This is a genomic window from Agromyces seonyuensis, assembly GCF_009789225.1.
Lineage (GTDB): Bacteria > Actinomycetota > Actinomycetes > Actinomycetales > Microbacteriaceae > Agromyces > Agromyces seonyuensis.
The window spans coordinates 14,577-33,358 of the sequence record NZ_WSTA01000038.1 but is presented as its reverse complement, the minus strand read 5'-3'; the positions used below and the strand labels follow the sequence as shown (position 1 = coordinate 33,358).

Here is an 18,782-nt window from a genome sequence, read left to right as displayed (position 1 = left end):
CCTGTGCTCTTCCGATCTCCCGGCCAGGCCGCCGCGTCGTCGGCGCCGAGTTCGTGGGCGGCGCGGAGCGGCCAGTGCGGGTCGCGGAGCGCCGGGCGGCCCACGAGCACCGCGTCGGCGAGCCCGGCTGCCACGATCGACTCGGCGTGCGCCGGCGTCGTGATGAGCCCGACGGCGGCGACCGGTGCGCCGGTGGCCTCGCGCACCGCGATCGCGTGGGGGAGTTGGTAGCCCGGGCCGAGCGTGATGGCCTGGTGGGCGACGAGTCCGCCGGTCGACACGTCGAACGCGTCGGCGCCGGCCTCGATCGCCCAGCGGGCGACCTCGCTCGTGCTCTCGACGTCCCAGCCGCCCGCGGCCCAGTCGGTCGCCGAGAAGCGCACCAGCACGGGCATCCGCTCGCCGACCTCGGCGCGCACGGCGCGGACGACCTCGAGGAGGAGCCGGGCGCGTCCCTCGAGCGAGCCGCCCCACTCGTCGTCGCGGCGGTTCGAGAGCGGCGAGAGGAACTCGTGGAGCAGATAGCCGTGCGCCGCGTGCAGTTCGACGAGGTCGAAGCCCGCGTCGGCGGCTCGGCGGGCTGCGGCCCGGAAAGCCTCGACGACCGCGGCGATGCCGGCCCGGTCGAGCGCCTCCGGCTCGGCGTACCCGTCGAACGCGACGGCGGAGGGCGCGACGGCGGTCCACCCGCCCTCCTCGACCGGCTGGGTGCCGTGCGGGCGACCGGGCAGCGCGGGCCACGTCGACGCCTTGCGCCCGGCGTGCGCGAGCTGCACGCCCATGGCCGCGCCGTGCCCGTGCGCGATCCCGACGATGCGGCGCCAGGCCTCGGTCTGGGCGTCGTCCCACAGCCCGGTGTCCCGGTCCGTGATCCGCCCGTCCGGCAGCACCGCCGTCGCCTCGGCGATGACGAGGCCCGCGCCGCCGCGCGCGAGCGCGCCGTAGTGCACGAGGTGCCAGTCGCCGGGGACGCCGTCGAGGGTGTCGACCGAGTACTGGCACATCGGCGGAATCCAGATGCGGTTGCGGATCTCGAGCTCGCGGAGCCGGATCGGGCGGAAGAGCGCGGGGACGGGGGCGGCGGGCAGTGGAGCGGGTGCGTTCGACATCCGTCCCAACGTACCGCCGGCACCGGAGGCATATCGTGGAGGCATGGAGCGTCACGAGGCTCGGGAGTGGACCCACGACGACGCGAGCGGCAGCGTGCGGGCGCCCTCCGCGGACGACGACAAGTACCGGCGGGGCGTGCTCGGGGTCGTCACCGGCTCGAACGAGTACCCCGGAGCGGCCGTGCTGTCGGTCGAAGCCGCGCACCGCACCGGCGTGGGGATGGTCCGCTACGTCGGCCCGCGAGCACCGCGCGCCCTCGTGCTCGCACGTCGCCCGGAGACGGTCCCGGGGCGCGGTCGGGTGCAGGCCTGGCTCATCGGCTCGGGCATCGCCGCCGACCGGCGCACGTTCCTGCTGCTCGGCGAGCTCACGCACGCGCTCTCGTCGGAGCTGCCGGTCGTGCTCGACGCCGGCGCCCTCGACCTCGTCGGCCAGCGCACCGGCCCCACCGTCATCACGCCGCACGCGGGCGAACTGCAGCGGCTCTTCGCGGCGCGCGAGACCACAGGGCCGACGGAGCATCCAGCCGAGGACCCGGCCGCGTGGGCGACGGCCGCCGCGCACGAGCTCGGCGTCGCCGTGCTGCTGAAGGGCGCTGTGACGCACGTCGCCGACCCCAGCGGCAACGCCTACACCGTCACCGCGCCGACCCACTGGCTCGCCTCCGCCGGCACCGGCGACGTGCTCGGCGGCATCCTCGGCGCGCTCGCCGCGACCCACGCGGCCGAGATCCTCGACGACCCGACCGTGCTGACGAAGCTCGCCGCGACCGCCGCCTACCTGCACGGGCAGGCCGCGGTCGCCGCGAGCCGGGCGGTCGGCGGCGGACCGATCGTCGCCCTCGACATCGCGGCGGCGCTGCCGGCCGCAGCGGGCGGACTCCTCGCGCCGACCGACTGAGGGGAGCGGCCACCCTCGCTCGGGGGCCGCGGCGGCCGCCGGTCATCCAATACGGTGGCGGCGTGCAGTCGTCACCACGACCAACAGCCGATGGAGGCGCTGCCGGGGAAACGCAGCGCCGTCCCTCGTTCCTGCGATCCCGCACGGCGCTCTGGCTCGCCTTCGCGCTCGCGCACGTCGCGGTCGTCCTGCTCGGGCTGTGGCGACCCGACATGCCGCCGCTGAAGGGCTTCGACCCGTTCTCCGACGTCAACTCGATCTACGTCGCCTGGCTCGACTCGGCCGCCGCCGGCGAGGGACTCGTCGGCATCGATCGGGCGTGGGTATACCCGCCGCTCGCGCTCCCGGTCATCGGCCTGCCGTACCTGCTCGCTCCGACCCCTGAGGGGTACCAGGCCCTTTGGTTCGTCCTGATCGCCGTGCTCGACGCGCTCGCCTTCCTCGCGCTCGTCGGCGTTCGCGGCGCCCTCCCGGCCGGCCGCGAGCGGGCCGCCTGGTGGTGGACGGCGGCCATCGTGGCCGTGGGGTCGGTCGCCGTCGGCCGCATCGACGCCGTCACGGTGCCGCTCGCCGTGATCGCGTTCCTCGTCGCGGCGCAGCGGCCGGCCTTCGCCGCCGTGCTGCTCGCCGTCGGCACCTGGATCAAGGTGTGGCCGGCCGGGCTGCTGCTCGCCCTGCTCGTCGTGGTCCGGCGCCGGCTGCGGGTGGTCCTCGCCGCCGCGGCCGTGTGCGTCGCCGTCGCGGCGAGCTGGATCGCCCTCGGCGCCACGGCGCAGCTGGTCTCCTTCGTGGGCGGGCAGACCGGGCGCGGCGCGCAGCTGGAGTCGGCGACCGCCGTGCCCTATCTCTGGCTGGGGCTCCTCGGCGCGGAGGAGGTGGAGGTCTTCTACTCCGAGATCATCGCGATGGAGGTCGACGGGCCGGGCATGGCCGTGGCGACCGCCCTGTCGGACGTCCTCATGCTGGTCCTGATCGTCGCGGCATCGCTCCTGGGGGTCCGGGCCGTCCGGTCCGGGGCCGAGCGCCCCGAGTTGCTCGCGGTGCTCGGCACGGCGATCGTCGCGGCCCTCATCGTGTGCAACAAAGTCGGATCCCCCCAGTACCTCGTCTGGTTCATCGCCCCGATCGCGCTCGGGTTCGTCGTCGCCGGTCGCCGATTCGACCTGCCCGCCCTGCTCGTGCTCGCGGCGGCGCTCTTCGCGCAGTTCAATTACCCGTTCTTCTACGGGCAGCTCGAGCGCGTGCGACTGCTGCCGGTGCTGGCGACGACGGCGAAGTCGGCGCTCGTGGCCGCCGTGCTCGTGTGGGCGCTCGTCGCGCTCGTGCGCGCCGGGTCGAGGCGCTCGGCGGCTGCGGTCGAGGCGCGACCGGTCGAGGCGGGCTAACCCGAGAGCACGCGAGCGAGGAACGCCTTCGTGCGTTCCTCCCGGGGAGAACGGAAGAACTCGCGGGCCGGCCCTTCCTCGACGATGCGGCCGCCGTCCAGGAACACGACGCGGTCGGCGACGTCGCGCGCGAAGGGCATCTCATGGGTCGCCATGACGATCGTGGCGCCCTGCGCCTTCAGGGTGCGCACGAGCGCGAGCACCTCGCCGACGAGCTCGGGGTCGAGGGCGCTCGTGATCTCGTCGAGCAGGAGCAGTTCGGGCTCGGACGCGATCGCGCGCACGATGGCGACGCGCTGCTGCTGACCGCCCGAGAGGGTGTCGGGGAATGCCCCCGCCTTCGCCTCCAGTCCGATCGTCGCAAGGAGTTCGCGGCCGCGGCGCTCGGCCTCGCCCTTCGGTACCCGGTGCACGAGCCGCATCGCGAGCGTCACGTTGTCGAGCACGTTCAGGTGCGGGAACAGGTTGTACTGCTGGAACACGGCGCCGATGCGGGCACGCACGCGGTCGGCGTCGACGCGCGGGTCGCTCACGTCCTCGCCCGTGAGCAGGATGCGTCCGTCGTCGATGTGCTCGAGGAGGTTGGCCGTGCGCAGCAGCGTCGACTTGCCCGATCCGGATGCGCCGATGAGGGCGACGACCTCGTGCCGGGCGACCGCCAGGTCGATCCCGTCGAGCACGACGTGATCGCCGAAGGCGCAGCGCACCTGCTGCAGTTCGAGGACCGGCGGCTCGGCCGCACGGCCCGGCCTGACGGCGTCGACGGCGTCGCTCATACGATGCTCCCCACCTGTTCGCGCGCGCGCATGCGCCCCGTCACCCAGTCCGTCAACCGGATGGTCGGCCAGGCGAGCGCGATGAAGAGCAGGCCGGCCACGACGTAGGGCGTGTAGTTGTAGAAGTGCGCCGTCTCGATCTGGGCGGCGCGCACCGCGTCGACGGCGCCGAGCACCGAGATGAGGCCGACGTCCTTCTGCATGGCGACGAAGTCGTTCATGAGGGCGGGCGTCACCTTGCGGACGGCCTGCGGCAGGACGACGCGGCGCAGGGTCTGCCCGTGGTCGAGGCCGAGCGCACGGGCGGCGAGCCGCTGCGATGGGTGCACCGCCTCGATGCCCGCACGGAACACCTCGGCGACGTAGGCCGAATAGACGAGGACGATCGCGATCGTGCCCCAGAAGGCCGGATCCATGCGGGGGAACAGCCCGAGCCCGGGCAGTCCGAACCCCACGAGGTAGAGCACGATGAGCAGCGGCACGCCGCGGAAGACATCGGTGTACGCGGCAGCGAGGAAGCGCAGCGGGAAGAAGACGGGCCCGCGGAGCGTGCGCGCCACGGCGAGGACGACGGCGACGATCACGACACCGATCGCCGCGAAGAAGAGGACGCGCAGGTTCAGCCAGAGGCCTTCGAGCACCGCCGGGAACGCGGCGATCGCGACATCCAGGTCGAAGAACGACGTGCGGACGGCCTGGGCGCCGGGGGTGCCGGCGACGACGATCCAGAGCACGACGGCGACGACCGCCGTGGAGCCGAGGCTGACGAGCACGGAGCGCGTCGTCTGGCGTTTGCGGAACGCGCGCCGTTCGAGTTCGAGGGCGCTCGGGCGCCAGTCCGATGTCGCTTCGGTCACGAGGCGAGGCTAGCGGAGCGTGCGCGCCGCGGCGCCCGGCGGGGGGCCCCGTCGAGCGCCGCGGCGACCGTCGTGCTGCGCGTCACTGCAGGACAGGGGCGTTGCCGGCGCTCGCCAGCCATTCCTCGGCCAGGTCGTCGAGCGTGCCGTCCTCGCGGAGGGCGTCGACGGCCGCGGTGACGTCCGCGGTGAGCGCGGAGCCCTTCGGCAGGACGAGACCGAAGGCGTCGCCGGTCCCGGCCGTCTCGGGGAGCTGGCCGACGATCTTGCCGCCGTCGAGTTCGGCGCCCACGAGGTAGAACGCGGTCGGCAGGTCGACGACGATCGCGTCGACCTGGCCCGACTGGAGGGCGAGCTTGGCGTCGTCGTTCGAGTTGAACACCTGCGCGGCGGAGTCGGGCGCGATGACCTCCTCGATCGCATCGAGGCTCGTCGTGCCGGTCTGCGCGCCGATCGTGAGCGGCTTGAGGTCGGCGATGGAGGTCGCGCTCGCGGCCGGCGAGGACTCCAGGGTGATGACGACCTGCGTCGTCTCGTAGTACGGCGACGAGAAGTCGACGGCTTCCTTGCGCTCATCGGTGATCGAGAACTGCTGCAGGTTGAAGTCGAAGTCCTTCGGTCCCGGCGCGATGGCCTGGTCGAAGGTCGTGCGCACCCACACGACGTCGTCCTCGTCGAAGCCGAGCTGCTCGGCGACGGCGTACGCGACGGCGGACTCGTACCCCTCGCCCGAGGACGGGTCGTCGTCGAGGACCCACGGCGAGTAGGCGGGCTCGGCCGTGCCGATCGTGAGCTTGCCCTCGGTCACGTAGCCCGACGCCGAGTCCGTCGACGCGGGGTCGCCGGATGCGCAGCCGGCCAGGGCGATGGCGCCCGAGAGGGCGACGGCGGCGAGGATGCCCGTGCGGGCGGAACGGCGGATCATGACGGCCTCCTGGGCGCGACGCGGTGATGGGAAGGCTTCCAGCATCCCGTACCCGGGCGCGATCGGCGGCATCCGTAACGCACCGTGACGCCGTGCGGACCGTACCGGCGGGCCCGAATGGGGTCCGCACGGGCTCCCGAGGTACGCTCGGCGCCATGGCGCGTGCGGAACCGGGGGGAGCGCCGCGCGATCGGCGCGGCATCCGTTGGCTCGATCGTCGGGCTGCGCTGTGGATCGGGTTCCTCGCGGTGCACGGCCTGCTGATCTGGCTGAACCTCGCGGCGCCGGGCTACCCGCTCGGCGACGTCACGGGCGTCTACAAGTTCTGGGCGACCGAGGCCACCGACGGCTGGATGCGCATCGGCATCGACGCTCCCTGGGTGTACCCGATCCTGGCGTTCGCCCCGATGACGGCCGCCCTCGCGCTCGGCCCCGAGCTCTACGGACTCACCTGGCTGCTCCTGGCGAGCGGCCTGAACGCCGTCGTCTTCGGCATCCTGCTCGGGCGCGGCCGGCTCGCGCGCACGCGGCGGATCGCGGCGTGGTGGTGGCTCGTCTTCCTCGCCGCGCTCGGACCGATCGCGCTCGGCCGCATCGACGCGATCACCGTGCCGTTCGCGATCACCGGGATGCTGTGGGCGCTCGGCCGCCCGCGGGTCGCCGCCGTCCTCTTCACGATCGGCGCCTGGATCAAGGTGTGGCCGGGGGCGCTCCTGCTCGCCCTCGCGATCGTCGCGCCACGGCGTCGCGAGGTGCTCGGCGTCGCGATCGGCCTCTCAGCGGGCATCGTCGGAGTGAGCCTGCTCGCCGGCAGTGGGCTCGACGTCTTCGGCTTCATCGGCGAGCAGACCGGCCGCGGCCTCCAGGTCGAGGCGGGGCTCGCGGTGCCCTTCCTCTGGGCGATCGTCGGCGGATCGTCCGATCACTCGATCTATTACGACCGGCAGATCCTGACCTTCCAGGTGAACGGCCCGGGGACCGAGTTCGCCGCCGCGCTCGCGACGCCGCTCATGCTCGTCGGCGTCGCCGCGGTCTCCGTGCTCGGCGTCCTCGCCGTGCGCCGCGGCGGCAGCGCCGGCCGCATCCTCGTGCCGCTCTCGCTCGGACTCGTCACCGCGCTGATGCTCGGCAACAAGGTCGGCTCGCCCCAGTTCGTCACGTGGCTGGCCGCGCCGATCGTCCTCGGGCTGCTGCTGCGCCCGCGGCGCCTCGCGCTGCCGGCGAGCGTCGCCGTCGGGATCGCCGTGCTCACCCACCTGCTCTACCCGTACCTCTACGGCTGGCTGCTCATCGCCGACCCGGCCTTCGTGCTGCTGCTGACTCTGAAGATCGTCGGCCTCCTCGTGCTCTACGCGTGGTCGATCGTCGAACTCGTGCGCGCCGGCCGACGCCGGCTGGCCGGTCCGCCGGCGGGGAGGCCCGCCGAATCCCGTCCCCTGACCTTGGAGGAATGAACATGCTGGTCGCATTCTCGGTCGCCCCGAGCGGTACGGGCCGCGCCGACGGCTCGGTGCACGACGCGGTCGCCGCGGCGGTGGAGATCGTGCGGGCCTCGGGCCTGCCGAACCGCACGACGTCGATGTTCACGGAGCTCGAGGGGGAGTGGGACGAGGTCATGGACGTCATCAAGCGTGCGACCGAAGCCGTCGGCGCCTACGGCTCGCGCGTCTCGCTCGTGCTGAAGGCCGACATCCGGCCCGGTTTCTCGGGCGAGCTCGACGCGAAGGTCGACAGGCTGGAGGCGGCTTTGGATGGACTGGACGACCTCTAGTCTCGAAACATGTTCCGTCGGCCGCGCAAGGTGAGCGAGTATCCGCGCGACCCGAACGTCCCTGAAATGGGCTCATGGGGAACGCGTGGCATTTCCGGAACCATCGGCGTCGGCCCCCAGACGGGCGAATACGTCATCGCCGCCCGGCTCGACGGAGACCAGCGAGATCGTCCGGATGTCCCACGGTCGATGTACGAGCTCTGGTTCCCGACGGAGAGTCTGACCGAGCCGGACGGCACGACGTTCCTCATGGACTCCGGCGTCGTCGATGAGGCGCGTGAAAACGGGTCCGGCGGATTGATCGACGTTCTGACGTCGAGACTCCGGGTTCAATGGGACGCGGACGATGCGGCGTTCGAACGGGCGCTGAGCTGGTATCGCGAGCACATCTGGGGGAGTGCGTAAACCACCCGAGATCGGCGTCGAGTGAACAGCCGGCGACGACGGTTCACGGGCCGGTGGCTCAGCGCGTGATGACGCGCTGGGAAGACGGCGAGACGATCAGCGCTCAGGGGAATCGCGAGAAGGCCCCGGCCGTTCACTCGAACGGGCCAGGGCCCTTTGGGGCTTTCAACAAACCGCAGACGGTTTTCCAGGGGTGGCAGAGCGAGCGGGAGCTCCGTCAGGGGAGGGGGCGGACCGGAGTCGCGCTGCACATCCAGGACTCCCCCCTCACTTGCTCGAGGGGGAGTGGGACGAGGTCATGGACGTCGTCAAGCGTGCGACGGAAGCCGTCGGCGCCTACGGCTCGCGCGTCTCGCTCGTGCTGAAGGCCGATATCCGGCCCGGTTTCTCGGGCGAGCTCGACGCGCGGGGCGAATGACGGGCGGATGACGCGCGGGCGACGTTCTCGTTGCGGTTCCCCGTCGGAGTCGAAACGATTCGATTTCGAGGCTAGACTCCCCCGGTGACGAACTCAGCACTCTCCGCGACCTCGGCGACGCTCTCGCCCGCGCGCATCCGGCTCGCCCTGCTCGCCCTCGCCCTCGGCGGCTTCGGCATCGGCGCGACCGAGTTCGTCGCCATGGGCCTCCTGCCCGAGATCGGGCGCGACCTGCTGCCCGGCCTCGCCGCGAGCGACCCCGACGCCGCCAATGCCCAGGCCGGCTGGCTCATCTCCGCGTACGCGCTCGGCGTCGTCGTCGGCGCCCCGACGATCGCCGCGGCCGCAGCGAAGTGGCCGCGCAAACGCCTGCTGCTCGTGCTGCTCGCGTGGTTCACCGTCGGCACCGTGGCCTCCGCGCTGCTGCCGAGCTTCGGCCTCGTGCTCGTCGCCCGCTTCGTCGCCGCGCTCCCGCACGGCGCCTACTTCGGCATCGCCTCGCTCGTCGCTGCCTCGCTCATGGGCCCCGGCAAGCGCGCCCGCGGCGTCGCGCTCGTGCTCTCCGGCCTCACGATCGCCAACGTCGTCGGCGTGCCGACCATCACCTGGCTCGGCCAGCAGGCCGGGTGGCGCACCGCCTACCTCGCCGTCGCCGCGATCTTCGCCCTCGCGCTCCTCGCCGTGCTCGCGACCGTGCCCTTCCAGGCGGGCGACAAGACGGCGACCGTCCGCAACGAGCTCAGGGCGTTCGGCCGGCTCCAGGTCTGGTTCGCGATCGCGATCGGCGCGATCGGCTTCGGCGGCTTCTTCGCCGTCTACAGCTACGTCTCGCCGATGGCGACGGAGGTCGCCGGCCTCGACGCCTCCGTCGTGCCGTGGGTGCTCGTCTCGGCCGGCCTCGGCATGACCGTCGGCAACCTCGTCGGCGGCCGCATCGCCGATCGCTCGGTGCGCCGTTCCATGTACGCGATGTTCGGCCTGCTCGCCGCCTCGCTCGTCGCACTCGGCCTCTCCGCCTCGACCGCGGTCGGCATCTTCGCCGGCGTGTTCCTCGTCGGACTCGCCGCCTCGGCGCTCTCGCCGACCATCCAGGTGCGCCTCATGGACGTCGCGGGCGACAGCCAGTCGATCGCGGCCGCGCTCAATCACTCGGCGCTCAACATCGGCAACAGCATCGGGGCCGCGCTCGGCGGCGTCGCGATCGCCGCGGGGCTCGGGTACGTCGCCCCAGTCTGGATCGGCCTCGGGCTCACCGCCGCGGGCAGCATCCTCGCCGTGTCGACGTTCGCGATCGACCGTTCCCGCCGCGCGCGCGGGCAGCACGTCGTGTCGACGACGACGTCCATGCACGCCGTCGAGGTGCGCTGACCCGGTCCGACGGGCGGTCCGGGCCGGCGCGCGGCGTCAGTCGTTCTGCAGCAGGATGCCGTCGAGGATGGCCCGCTTGCGCAGCGCCACCTTCGTGCCGACGTCGATGCCGAATACGCGGTACTTCTCGCGGATGCGCTTGAGGTAGCTCTTCGCCGTCTCCTCGGAGATGCCGAGCTCGAACGCGACGGCCTTCACCGGATGCCCCGCGCCGTAGAGCGCCATGACCCGGCGCTCCTGCAGCGAGAGCTTCGGCACGCCGTCGTTGCCGTCGACGATGCGGTCGATGAGGTCGGGGCTGATGTACGTGTCGCCGGTCCACGCCTGGCGGATGGCCTCGACGATCTGATCGGCCGACTCGTCCTTCACGACGTAGCCGAGGGCGCCGGCCGCGATGGCCTCGCGCACCTGGGCGGGCTCCGAGTAGTTCGACATGAGCATCGCCCGTACGCCCGCCGTCTTCAACGTCGCGAGCTTGAGCGAGACGGGGATGTTGTCGCGCAGGTCGAGGTCGAGCAGCACCAGATCGACCGGGAACTCGGGGTGCGCGAGCAGTTCGGGCCAGGTCGGCACCGCGGCGGTGACGCGGATGTCGTCCGCCTCGCGTTCGATCCACTCTCCGAGTGCGGTGAGGAGCATCCGGTGGTCGTCGACGAGGGCGATGCGGATCGGGGGACGTTCGGACGTCATCGTTCGGCCTTTCTCTGCGAGCGGGCCGTGCGCTCAGGCGCATCGGGCTCGACCCGACTCAAAATCGTAATGCGGAAGTCCCGCTCTTCGAAGAAGGTGCGATAGGAGCCGACGTTGCCGAGCGTCTCCCACGTGGTCGGATCGATGCGGCGACGCGAACCGCCGGCGATGACGAGATCGATCGACACGAGCCGGTCCGTCTCAGCATCCGCGTTGTCGACGATCACACGGATCGGGACCTGCGAGCCGCGCGGGCGGTCGTCGACGAGCAGCCACAGGCTGAGCAGCAGCGCGTCCCGTGCGGCGGGGGCGAGCCGAGCGGCGTCGCCCTCGGGGTCGTCGACGACGGCGGCGCCGGCGAGCAGCTCCGACTCGGCGATCGCGTGTTTGAGCCACGTGTCGGTCCGACCCTCGATCAGGCGGATTCGCAGCGATGCCCCGACACGCGCTGCGAGCGCCGACTCCGCGGGCGGGAGGGGCAGCGGGATGCGACCGGCGGCGACGCCGGCGAGGAGCTGCTCCGCCTCGAGGTCGAGGCTCGCGAGCTCGTCGCCCGCGCCCGCGATGGGCTGGGTCGGCCCGACGCCGACGGTCGACTGCACGATGGAGTGGTCGAGGTCGACGCCGACCATGCGGTTGAAGCCCGTGACGGCGACCGCGGTGAGCACGGCGGGCAGGCTCGCCGCGAGCGCCATTCCGACGCCCTCGATCGTCGCGACGCCGGCCTGCGGCGCCTGGACGAGCACTTGGCTCAGCGCGAACGCCCCGATGAGCACGCCGGTGCTGCCGGCAAATCTCGGATCGCCGAGGACGGCGACGACGGCGAGGAGCATGCCGACCGCGCCCGTCGCCGTCAGCGTGACGCCCGCGTCGAGCAGCCCCGCCGTCGTCACGAGCTCGAGAGCCGACACGCCGCACGCGAACAGGCACACGAGCGCGAGCATGGGGCGCGACGGTTGCCCGTTCGCCGCGACGATCAGGCCGATCGAGAGCACCACGGCGATCGCGAGGGCGATCCACGGCCACCACGCATGGCGGGTGGCCGGGATGTTGTCGCGAAGCGCGAGGAAGTGGATGAACCACCCGGCGGCGACGAGCAATGCGATGAGGAGCACCCCGAACACGAGCTGGCGGCCGCTGCGGCCGGGCAGGGCCTCCCGGAGGGCGTGCTCGCGCGTGACGGGACGCTCGAGGCTGCCCGAGAAGCGGACGGGACCGGTGTCGTTCACGGCTTCGGCACCTCCAGCATCACCGTCGTGCCGGAACCCGGCGAGGAGAACACGCGCGCCCGGCCGCCGACGGCGACGAGGCGCCCGACGACGGACTCCGCGAAGCCGAGCCGGGCCGGGTCGACGCCGGCGGCGTCGAAGCCGACCCCGGCATCGGTGACCATGGTGCGCACCATGAGGTCGTCCTCGGTGACGGTGACGTCGGCGACCTCGGCGCCCGAGTGACGCCGCACGTTCTCGAGGCACTCGTGGAGGGCGCCGATCAGGGCGTCGAGGGTCTCGCGCGGGAGCACCAGCCGGCCGGCGCCGTGCCAGTTCACCTCGAGGCCGAGTTTCACGAAGCGCTGCCGCACGACCTCGAAGGTCGCGCCGATGACCCGCTCGGGGTCCTGGGCCTGCGGCGAGTAGAACGCGAGCGAGGCGTTTCCCTCGAGCGGCTGGCCCTTGCGTAGCTGGGCGAGCAGCCGGGCGTCCTCGCCGGCCTGCTGACGCAGCGCGTCGACGCCGACGCCGATGCCCGAGTGGGCGAGGAGGCTGAGGGTCGCGAGCACGGTGTCGTGGAGCACTCGGGCGTCCTGGCGGCGCTGCGCCTCGCGCTCGCTCGCGGCGCGCTCCGTCTGGTGGGCGCGCGCGATCTCGCCGATGCGCCGGCTCGCCCGTTGCCCGGCGAGCTCGATGACGCGGCCGAGGGCGGCCTGCGCGCCCCAACCCATGAGCGTCATGAGCACCAGCCAGCCGACGTCCGCTCCGAAGTAGCCCGGCACCGCGGCGGCGGCGATCGTCACGACGCACAGCACCACGGTCGGGACGTAGGACCCGAGGGCGGCCAGGGGGATCGCGACGGATGCGGCGGCGAGCGCGGAGAAGCCCGAGGCCGCGGTCTCGCTCGCGGCGGGGACCCCGCCCATGAGGCCGCCGAAGCCGGCGACGAGGAGGCCTGCGACCGCACCCACGACGATCGGCGCGGGCGAGCCGCCGCGCAGCGCGAACCACCACGAGTAGATCGCGGTGAACGCGGCGAGCACGACGACGAGGATCGAGACCTCGAGCGGCATCGCGCCGGGCACGGCGACCGCGCCGGCGGCCAGCACGGCGCCCGAGGTCGCCGAAACCGCGGTCAGTCGCCGCAGGAGCCGGTCGCGCTCCTTCAAGATCCGTTTGGAGCGGCGGCGCTCCGGCCCGCCGCGCTCGGCTCCGCCTCCTCGCACGGGGGTCACCCTACCCGAGCCTGAGGCAACCGGCCCGGACCCGGACTGCCGGTGCCGGCCGGTCGCGGCGGGCGGAGACGGGTTCACGCGGCGAGCAGTCGCGTGACGGCAGCCCCGACGGCCTCCACGTCGAGCAGGAACGCGTCGTGCCCGAACGGCGAGTCGACGATCGTCGGCTCGTGACCGTCGAGGCCGTTCGGCAGCGCGGCGGCGAGGCGGCGCTGGCCCTCGAGCGGGAAGTAGCGGTCGCTCGTGATGCCGAGCACGAGGGTCGTCGCGCGCACCCGGGCGACGGCTTCGGCGAGGGCGCCCCGACCGCGCGCGACGTCGTGCGAGTTCATCGCCTCCGTGAGGACGAGGTAGCTGTTGGCGTCGAAGCGCCGTGTGAAGCGGTTGCCGTGGAAGTCGAGGTAGGACTCGACGGCGTAGCGTCCACCCGCGGTGTGCGGGTCGAGCGCCGACTGCCACTCGCGGCCGAAGCGCTCGTCGAGCTCCGTGCCGGATCGGTACTCGAGCATCGCCATGCGGCGCGCGAGGGCGAGGCCGCGCCACGGTCCGCTCTCGGCGTCGTAGTAGTCGCCGTCGGCGAAGCGCGGGTCGAGGCGGACGGCCTCGAGCTGCAGGGAGTTGCGGGCGAGCTGGTCGGGGCTCGTCGCCGGCGGAGCGGCGAGCACGCCGACGCGCGCGACGCGCTCCGGCATCCCGACGCCCCACTCGAGCGCGTGCATGCCGCCCATCGAGCCGCCCACGACGGCGGCGAACCGCTCGATGCCGAGGGCGTCGGCGAGCCCCGCCTGCGCGGCGACCTGGTCGCGGATCGTGAGCCGCGGGAATCGCGAGCCCCATTCCGCGCCGTCGGGGGCGACCGAGGCCGGGCCGGTGGTGCCCTGGCAGCCGCCCAGGACGTTGGGGGCGATGACCCACCAGCGGTCGGTGTCGATCGCGAGTCCGGGACCGACGAGCTCGGGCCACCAGCCGGCCGTCGGCTGGCCGGGGCCGGCGGCCCCGACGACGTGGGCGTCGCCCGTGAGGGCGTGCAGCACGAGCACGGCGTTGTCGCGCGCCGCGTTCGGCTCGCCCCAGGTCTCGTAGGCGACGCGGACGCGCGGCAGCTCGCGGCCGGACTCGAGCCGCAGCGACCCCAGGTCGACGAAGCGGCGGTCGGCGACCGGGTCGCCCTCGCGCCACGCGCCCGTCACGGGGACGCGCGCCGCCGACGTGGACGCCGCCGACGAGTCCCGCTGCCAATCCATGGGTCGATTCTCGCCGTCCGGCGGGGGCTCGCGGGAAGTGTTACGCATCCCGGTCCGTCGACCCCGGGGCGATCCCCGTCGATCCTCCGACGGCCGCTCGACGGCCGCCCGACGGCCGCCCGACGGCCGCCCGGAGGGCGGCCGGCATCGACGACGACGGCCGCGGCCCCCGGGATCGGGGACCGCGGCCGGCGGGACGCGGACTGCCGCGTTACGACGTGAGCTGCGACTGGGTGACGCGCTTGGCGGCGGCGAGGCCCGCCTCGAGGTCGGCCTTCAGGTCCTCGACGTTCTCGATGCCGACCGAGAGGCGCACGAGGCCGGGCGTGACGCCCGTCGTGAGCTGCTGCTCGGGGGTGAGCTGCGAGTGCGTGGTCGACGCCGGGTGGATGACGAGCGAGCGCACGTCGCCGATGTTGGCGAGGTGGCTGAAGAGCTGCAGCTCGTCGACGAGGGCGCGGCCCGCGTCGACGCCGCCCTTGAGTTCGAAGGAGAGCACGGCGCCGACGCCCTTCGGAGCGTACGTGTTGGCGGCCGCGTACCAGGGGCTCGAGGGTAGGCCGGAGTAGTTGACCGACGACACCTCGGGGTGGTCGTCGAGCCACTCGGCGATGAGCTGGGCGTTCTGCACGTGGCGCTCGACGCGGAGGGAGAGGGTCTCGATGCCCTGCAGCAGCAGCCAGGCCGAGTTCGGCGAGATCGCGGCGCCGAGGTCGCGCAGCAGCTGCACGCGCGCCTTGATGACGTAGGCGAGGCCGTCGCCGACCGCGGTCGTGTAGCTCGCCCCGTGGTACGAGGGGTCGGGCTCGGTCAGGTCGGGGAACTTGTCGACGTGCTCGCTCCACGGGAAGTGGCCGCCGTCGACGATGACGCCGCCGATGGTCGTGCCGTGACCGCCGAGGAACTTCGTCGCCGAGTGCACCACGATGTCGGCGCCGTGCTCGAACGGACGGATGAGGTAGGGCGTGGCGATGGTGTTGTCGACGATGAGCGGGATGCCTGCATCGTGCGCGATATCGGAGACGAGCCCGATGTCGAGGACGTTGATCTTCGGGTTGCCGATCGTCTCGGCGAAGAAGAGCTTCGTGTTCGGGCGGACCGCTCGGCGCCACTCGTCGGCGTCGTCCTGGTCCTCGACGAACGTCGTCTCGATGCCGAGCTTGCCGAGCGTGTACTTGAAGAGGTTGTACGTGCCGCCGTAGATGGAGGACGAGGAGACGATGTGGTCGCCGGCCTTGGCGATGTTCAGCACCGCGAACGCCTCGGCGGCCTGTCCGCTCGCGACGAGCAGCGCGCCGGTGCCGCCCTCGAGCGCGGCGACGCGCTCCTCGACGACCGCCTGGGTCGGGTTCTGGATGCGCGTGTAGATGTTGCCGAACTCGGCGAGCGCGAAGAGGCTCTGGGCGTGGTCGGCGGAGTCGAAGACGTACGACGTGGTCTGGTAGATCGGCGTGGCGCGCGCCTTGGTGACGGGGTCGGGGGCGGCCCCGGAATGCACCTGCTTGGTCTCGAAGCGCCAGTCGGCGGCGTGCTCGCTCATGTGGATCTCCTCGGAAGTGACGGGGGCGGCGCACCTCGCGTCGCGTCGTGGCAGTCACGGTACGTTCGGGCGCGCGGCACGGCAACGCCGCGCGAAACACGCCGTCACACCCCGGAAACGTCGTTGCCGCGCGTGAGCGCGTTGGCATGAAGTCGCTGGAATCTGGCGCCGCGTGCGATCCGTCCGGACGAGTTCGGCCTCCATGCTGTCGGCATGACGACCCCCGACGACACCGCAGCGATCATCGCGTTCGCCTGGCTCGCGCTCGCGATGACCCTCGCACCTGGAAGCGACACCGTGTTCGTGATCCGGTCGAGCCTCCAGGACGCGTGGCGGGCCGGCGTGGTCGCGGCGCTCGGGATCGTGTGCGGAGTGGTCGTGTGGGGCGCGCTCGCCGGTCTGGGGGTGGCGTTGCTGCTCGTCCGGTTCCCCGTCGCCTACGACGTCGTCGCCGTCGCCGGAGGGATCTACCTCGGATATCTCGCGTGGGGCGCGCTCGTCTCCGCGCGCCGGTCGTGGCGCGGCAGGCACGACGCGGGGATCGGCCTCGGCCTCGCGCCGACCCGGTCGCTCCCGCGCACGTTCGGCGCCGGCCTGCTCGCGAACCTCCTCAATCCGAAGATCGGAGTGTTCTACCTCTCGGTCATGCCGGGGCTCTTCGTCGGAAGCGGGGTCGGCGTCTGGACGGGGCTCCTGCTCGGCGGGATCCACGCCGCGATGGGCGTCGTCTGGTTGTCGCTCGTCGCCGTGCTCTCCGGGTGGGCGCGGCGCTCGCTCCTCCGTCCGACCGCACGGGCGGTGCTCGACGGGGTCTGCGGGCTCCTGCTGCTCTCGTTCGGCGTGCTCGTGGTCGTGGGCGTCCTCGCGGGCGGTGGCGCGGTGGCGTAGGCCCGATCGCTCAGTCGCGCCTCGGCGGCGCGGGCGGCGGGTCCACGGGCAGCACGATCGTGCCGGTCGGCGTCTCGGGGGTGGGGCGGAACGCCCACGGCCACTTCGGCTCGACGAGGGGCCGGAAGAGCCGGCGCACCGTCGTCGTCGAGAGCACGACCGCGAGCAGGAGGCATCCGAGCACCATCGCGGGCAGCACCCACCTCGGCTGAGGGCCCTCGAGGATGCCCGACTCGCGGAACGGGTAGAGGAAGAACGGGTGCAGCAGGTAGACGTACATCGTCGCCGAGCCGAACCTGGTGAACGGCGTCGTCACGCGCGGCATGAGTGTGAGGAAGCCGAGCGCGAGCACCATCGCCACGAGGAGCAGCACGAGCCGCACGAGCCCCGACCACGGCTCGTCGAAGCCGAGGTCGTCGAAGCCCTCGTCGTAGAGCAGGAAGCGGCGCAGTTTGAGGTCGCGCCAGAGGTCGATGCCGAGCGGCATGACGGCGAGCACCGCGGCGAAGAGCGCGATGGCCCCGGCCCGCCACCGCCAGGCGACGCGCGTGGGCAGTGCGAGCCAGCGGCCTGTGAGCTGCTGCTGGCGGATCGACCAGCCGAAGACGAAGAAGGGGAGCATCCCGAAGATGCGCGTCAGCGAGAGCGTCGAGTCGACCGCCTCGCTGTAGCCCGCCGCGATCGAGAGCGCGATCGAGATGAGCAGCGGGTACCGGAGCAGCACGAGGAACGGCAGCGCGACGCGCCAGACGGCGAGCGCGATGAGGAACCAGAGCGTCCACGACGGCGTCGCGAGGTCGTACGAGAAGTGCCCGGTGACGAGCCACTTCACGACCGTCCAGATCGTCTCGAAGATCACGTACGGGAAGACGATGTCGGTCAGGAGCCCCCGCATCGTGCGCCCGGTGAGCGGCCCCGACTTCGCGAAGTACCCCGAGACGGTCACGAACACGGCGACGTGGAACGAGTAGATGAACAGGTAGACCGAGTAGGCCGCGTCGCTCACCGAGATGAGCGGCAGGATGCCGTGGCCGACGACGACGAGGGCGATCGCGACCCAGCGCGCGTTGTCCCACATCGGCACCCGCCGCTTCGTCGCCGGCAGTGCAGTCCGCGTCGCATGCATCCCTTCATCATGCCGCCGGGCCGTCGGGAGTCGCCAGGCGCGAGGGCGCTCCGGGCGCGTCGGCGGGCGGCCGGGTCCGCGTCGAGCGGGCGCCCCCGCGCGTGGTGGAATGGATGCCATGAGCATGCAGCGCGCGGTCGTGACGGGAGCCAGTTCGGGGATCGGTGCGGCCACGGCGCGCGCGCTCGTCGCGGCGGGCTGGGAGGTCGTCGCGGTCGCCCGGCGCACCGACAAGCTCGAGGCCCTCGCTGCCGAGTCGGCAGCGATCGTGCCCTTCACGGCCGACGTCACCAGCGACGAGGACGTCGCCGCGCTCGCCGCCTTCCTGGACGGCCTCGAGGGCGGCATCCACGCCCTCGTCAACAACGCCGGCGGCGCCAAGGGCCTCGAATCGGTCGAGGAGTCGAGCGTCGAGGACTGGCGCTGGATGTTCGAGATCAACGTGCTCGGCACCAAGCGCGTCACGAGCGCGCTGCTGCCGCTGCTGCGCCGCGGAGCCTCGGGCGAGCGCCGGGCCGCCGACATCGTCAACATCACCTCGATCGCCGCGCACACCGCGTACGTCGGCGGCGGCGGCTACAACGCGGCGAAGTTCGCCGAGCGCGCCCTCACCGAGGTGCTGCGCCTCGAACTGAACGGCGAGCCCATCCGCGTCATCGAGATCGCCCCGGGCATGGTCTTCACCGAGGAGTTCTCGCTCAACCGCTTCCGCGGCGACGCCGAGCGCGCGGCCGCCGTCTACTCGAAGGTGCCCGATCCGCTCGTCGCGGAGGACATCGCCGGCGTCATCGCCGATGCGATCGGCAAGCCGCGCCACGTCGACCTCGACCTCATCGTCGTGAAGCCCGTCGCGCAGGCCGCGCCGTACCGCGTCGCCGAGGGGGAACTGCGCCCCAAGGGGTTCTGACCGGCGGGGCGTCTTCCGTCATCCCA

19 protein-coding genes are annotated in these 18,782 nt (G+C 72.6%); 9 read left to right on the top strand and 10 right to left on the bottom strand.

All coding sequences use genetic code 11. From position 1 onward, the window contains the following. Positions 1-1,109, bottom strand: a 1,109-nt coding sequence (locus GB864_RS09830; protein ID WP_160424529.1) for an NADH:flavin oxidoreductase/NADH oxidase, incomplete at its 3' end; no start/stop codon positions are given. A gap of 43 nt (positions 1,110-1,152) precedes the next feature. On the opposite strand from GB864_RS09830, the gene GB864_RS09825 reads away from it, so the two are divergent. Both GB864_RS09825 and GB864_RS09820 read left to right on the top strand, forming a co-directional pair. Continuing rightward, complete coding sequence (locus GB864_RS09825) at positions 1,153-2,010, top strand: ADP-dependent NAD(P)H-hydrate dehydratase (protein ID WP_160424527.1); 858 nt, start codon at positions 1,153-1,155, stop codon at positions 2,008-2,010. 62 nt (positions 2,011-2,072) lie between these two features. Then, complete coding sequence (locus GB864_RS09820; RefSeq protein ID WP_160424525.1) at positions 2,073-3,395, top strand: glycosyltransferase 87 family protein; 1,323 nt, start codon at positions 2,073-2,075, stop codon at positions 3,393-3,395. Here GB864_RS09820 and GB864_RS09815 read toward each other — a convergent pair. From GB864_RS09815 to GB864_RS09805, 3 genes are all read right to left on the bottom strand, one after another. Further along, entirely contained in the window at positions 3,392-4,171 is a 780-nt protein-coding gene (locus GB864_RS09815; protein WP_160424523.1) for an amino acid ABC transporter ATP-binding protein, read from the bottom strand. The two genes, GB864_RS09820 and GB864_RS09815, sit on opposite strands and share 4 nt — an antisense overlap. Further along, a complete protein-coding gene (locus tag GB864_RS09810) occupies positions 4,168-5,028 on the bottom strand; it encodes an ABC transporter permease subunit (protein ID WP_160424522.1) in 861 nt (286 codons plus the stop codon). Before GB864_RS09810 ends, GB864_RS09815 begins: the two co-directional genes overlap by 4 nt. An 82-nt stretch (positions 5,029-5,110) precedes the next feature. Continuing rightward, positions 5,111-5,953 (bottom strand): ABC transporter substrate-binding protein, encoded by an 843-nt coding sequence (locus GB864_RS09805; RefSeq protein WP_202107127.1) that lies wholly within the window; start codon positions 5,951-5,953, stop codon positions 5,111-5,113. 155 nt (positions 5,954-6,108) lie between these two features. Here GB864_RS09805 and GB864_RS09800 point away from each other — a divergent pair, with 155 nt between their 5' ends. The 5 genes from GB864_RS09800 (at position 6,109) to GB864_RS09780 (ending at position 9,915) form a co-directional block, all read left to right on the top strand. Continuing rightward, a complete protein-coding gene (locus GB864_RS09800) occupies positions 6,109-7,407 on the top strand; it encodes a glycosyltransferase 87 family protein (RefSeq protein WP_160424520.1) in 1,299 nt (432 codons plus the stop codon). Positions 7,408-7,409: 2 nt separating this feature from the next. Further along, positions 7,410-7,724, top strand: coding sequence for a thiamine-binding protein (locus GB864_RS09795; protein WP_160424518.1), 315 nt, complete (start codon positions 7,410-7,412; stop codon positions 7,722-7,724). 9 nt (positions 7,725-7,733) lie between these two features. Further along, complete coding sequence (locus GB864_RS09790) at positions 7,734-8,129, top strand: hypothetical protein (protein ID WP_160424516.1); 396 nt, start codon at positions 7,734-7,736, stop codon at positions 8,127-8,129. 193 nt (positions 8,130-8,322) lie between these two features. Then, positions 8,323-8,547, top strand: coding sequence for a thiamine-binding protein (locus tag GB864_RS18965; protein WP_336603948.1), 225 nt, complete (start codon positions 8,323-8,325; stop codon positions 8,545-8,547). A gap of 84 nt (positions 8,548-8,631) precedes the next feature. Further along, positions 8,632-9,915: an MFS transporter gene (locus GB864_RS09780; protein WP_160424514.1), complete on the top strand. Its 1,284-nt coding sequence runs from the start codon at positions 8,632-8,634 to the stop codon at positions 9,913-9,915. A gap of 36 nt (positions 9,916-9,951) precedes the next feature. On the opposite strand, the gene GB864_RS09775 is transcribed toward GB864_RS09780, so the two are convergent. The 5 genes from GB864_RS09775 to GB864_RS09755 all read right to left on the bottom strand — a co-directional run bounded on the left by GB864_RS09775 (position 9,952) and on the right by GB864_RS09755 (position 15,835). Continuing rightward, a complete protein-coding gene (locus GB864_RS09775; protein ID WP_160424513.1) occupies positions 9,952-10,605 on the bottom strand; it encodes a response regulator transcription factor in 654 nt (217 codons plus the stop codon). Then, the gene (locus GB864_RS09770) at positions 10,602-11,834 is read right to left on the bottom strand and encodes a hypothetical protein (RefSeq protein ID WP_160424511.1); all 1,233 of its coding nucleotides are present in this window, start codon (positions 11,832-11,834) and stop codon (positions 10,602-10,604) included. Before GB864_RS09770 ends, GB864_RS09775 begins: the two co-directional genes overlap by 4 nt. Next, entirely contained in the window at positions 11,831-13,042 is a 1,212-nt protein-coding gene (locus tag GB864_RS09765) for a sensor histidine kinase (protein WP_160424509.1), read from the bottom strand. Before GB864_RS09765 ends, GB864_RS09770 begins: the two co-directional genes overlap by 4 nt. Positions 13,043-13,125: 83 nt before the next feature. Beyond that, complete coding sequence (gene metX, locus GB864_RS09760; RefSeq protein WP_160424507.1) at positions 13,126-14,295, bottom strand: homoserine O-acetyltransferase MetX; 1,170 nt, start codon at positions 14,293-14,295, stop codon at positions 13,126-13,128. Between the two features lie 211 nt (positions 14,296-14,506). After that, on the bottom strand, positions 14,507-15,835 hold the full coding sequence (locus GB864_RS09755; RefSeq protein ID WP_160424505.1) for a bifunctional o-acetylhomoserine/o-acetylserine sulfhydrylase: 1,329 nt from the start codon (positions 15,833-15,835) through the stop codon (positions 14,507-14,509). Positions 15,836-16,048: 213 nt separating this feature from the next. On the opposite strand from GB864_RS09755, the gene GB864_RS09750 reads away from it, so the two are divergent. After that, positions 16,049-16,723 carry a LysE family translocator gene (locus GB864_RS09750; protein WP_160424503.1) on the top strand — a complete coding sequence of 225 codons (675 nt, stop codon included), beginning with the start codon at positions 16,049-16,051 and terminating at the stop codon, positions 16,721-16,723. 10 nt (positions 16,724-16,733) lie between these two features. Here GB864_RS09750 and GB864_RS09745 read toward each other — a convergent pair whose 3' ends face one another. Beyond that, positions 16,734-17,849 (bottom strand): acyltransferase family protein, encoded by a 1,116-nt coding sequence (locus GB864_RS09745; protein WP_160424501.1) that lies wholly within the window; start codon positions 17,847-17,849, stop codon positions 16,734-16,736. A 118-nt stretch (positions 17,850-17,967) separates the two neighbouring features. Between GB864_RS09745 and GB864_RS09740 the strand changes: the two genes are divergently transcribed. After that, positions 17,968-18,756, top strand: coding sequence for an SDR family oxidoreductase (locus GB864_RS09740; RefSeq protein ID WP_160424500.1), 789 nt, complete (start codon positions 17,968-17,970; stop codon positions 18,754-18,756). The last annotated feature ends 26 nt before the right edge of the window (positions 18,757-18,782 follow it).

Bases quoted from the DNA above. Each gene is read 5' to 3' on its own strand.
- GB864_RS09740 (WP_160424500.1), top strand. From the start codon at position 17,968: ATGAGCATGCAGCGCGCGGTCGTGACGGGAGCCAGTTCGGGGATCGGT.
- GB864_RS09800 (WP_160424520.1), top strand. From the start codon at position 6,109: ATGGCGCGTGCGGAACCGGGGGGAGCGCCGCGCGATCGGCGCGGCATC.
- GB864_RS09805 (WP_202107127.1), bottom strand. From the start codon at position 5,953: ATGATCCGCCGTTCCGCCCGCACGGGCATCCTCGCCGCCGTCGCCCTC.
- GB864_RS09790 (WP_160424516.1), top strand. From the start codon at position 7,734: ATGTTCCGTCGGCCGCGCAAGGTGAGCGAGTATCCGCGCGACCCGAAC.
- metX (WP_160424507.1), bottom strand. From the start codon at position 14,295: ATGGATTGGCAGCGGGACTCGTCGGCGGCGTCCACGTCGGCGGCGCGC.
- GB864_RS09795 (WP_160424518.1), top strand. From the start codon at position 7,410: ATGCTGGTCGCATTCTCGGTCGCCCCGAGCGGTACGGGCCGCGCCGAC.
- GB864_RS09745 (WP_160424501.1), bottom strand. From the start codon at position 17,849: ATGCATGCGACGCGGACTGCACTGCCGGCGACGAAGCGGCGGGTGCCG.
- GB864_RS09825 (WP_160424527.1), top strand. From the start codon at position 1,153: ATGGAGCGTCACGAGGCTCGGGAGTGGACCCACGACGACGCGAGCGGC.
- GB864_RS09750 (WP_160424503.1), top strand. From the start codon at position 16,049: ATGACGACCCCCGACGACACCGCAGCGATCATCGCGTTCGCCTGGCTC.
- GB864_RS09815 (WP_160424523.1), bottom strand. From the start codon at position 4,171: ATGAGCGACGCCGTCGACGCCGTCAGGCCGGGCCGTGCGGCCGAGCCG.
- GB864_RS09755 (WP_160424505.1), bottom strand. From the start codon at position 15,835: ATGAGCGAGCACGCCGCCGACTGGCGCTTCGAGACCAAGCAGGTGCAT.
- GB864_RS09775 (WP_160424513.1), bottom strand. From the start codon at position 10,605: ATGACGTCCGAACGTCCCCCGATCCGCATCGCCCTCGTCGACGACCAC.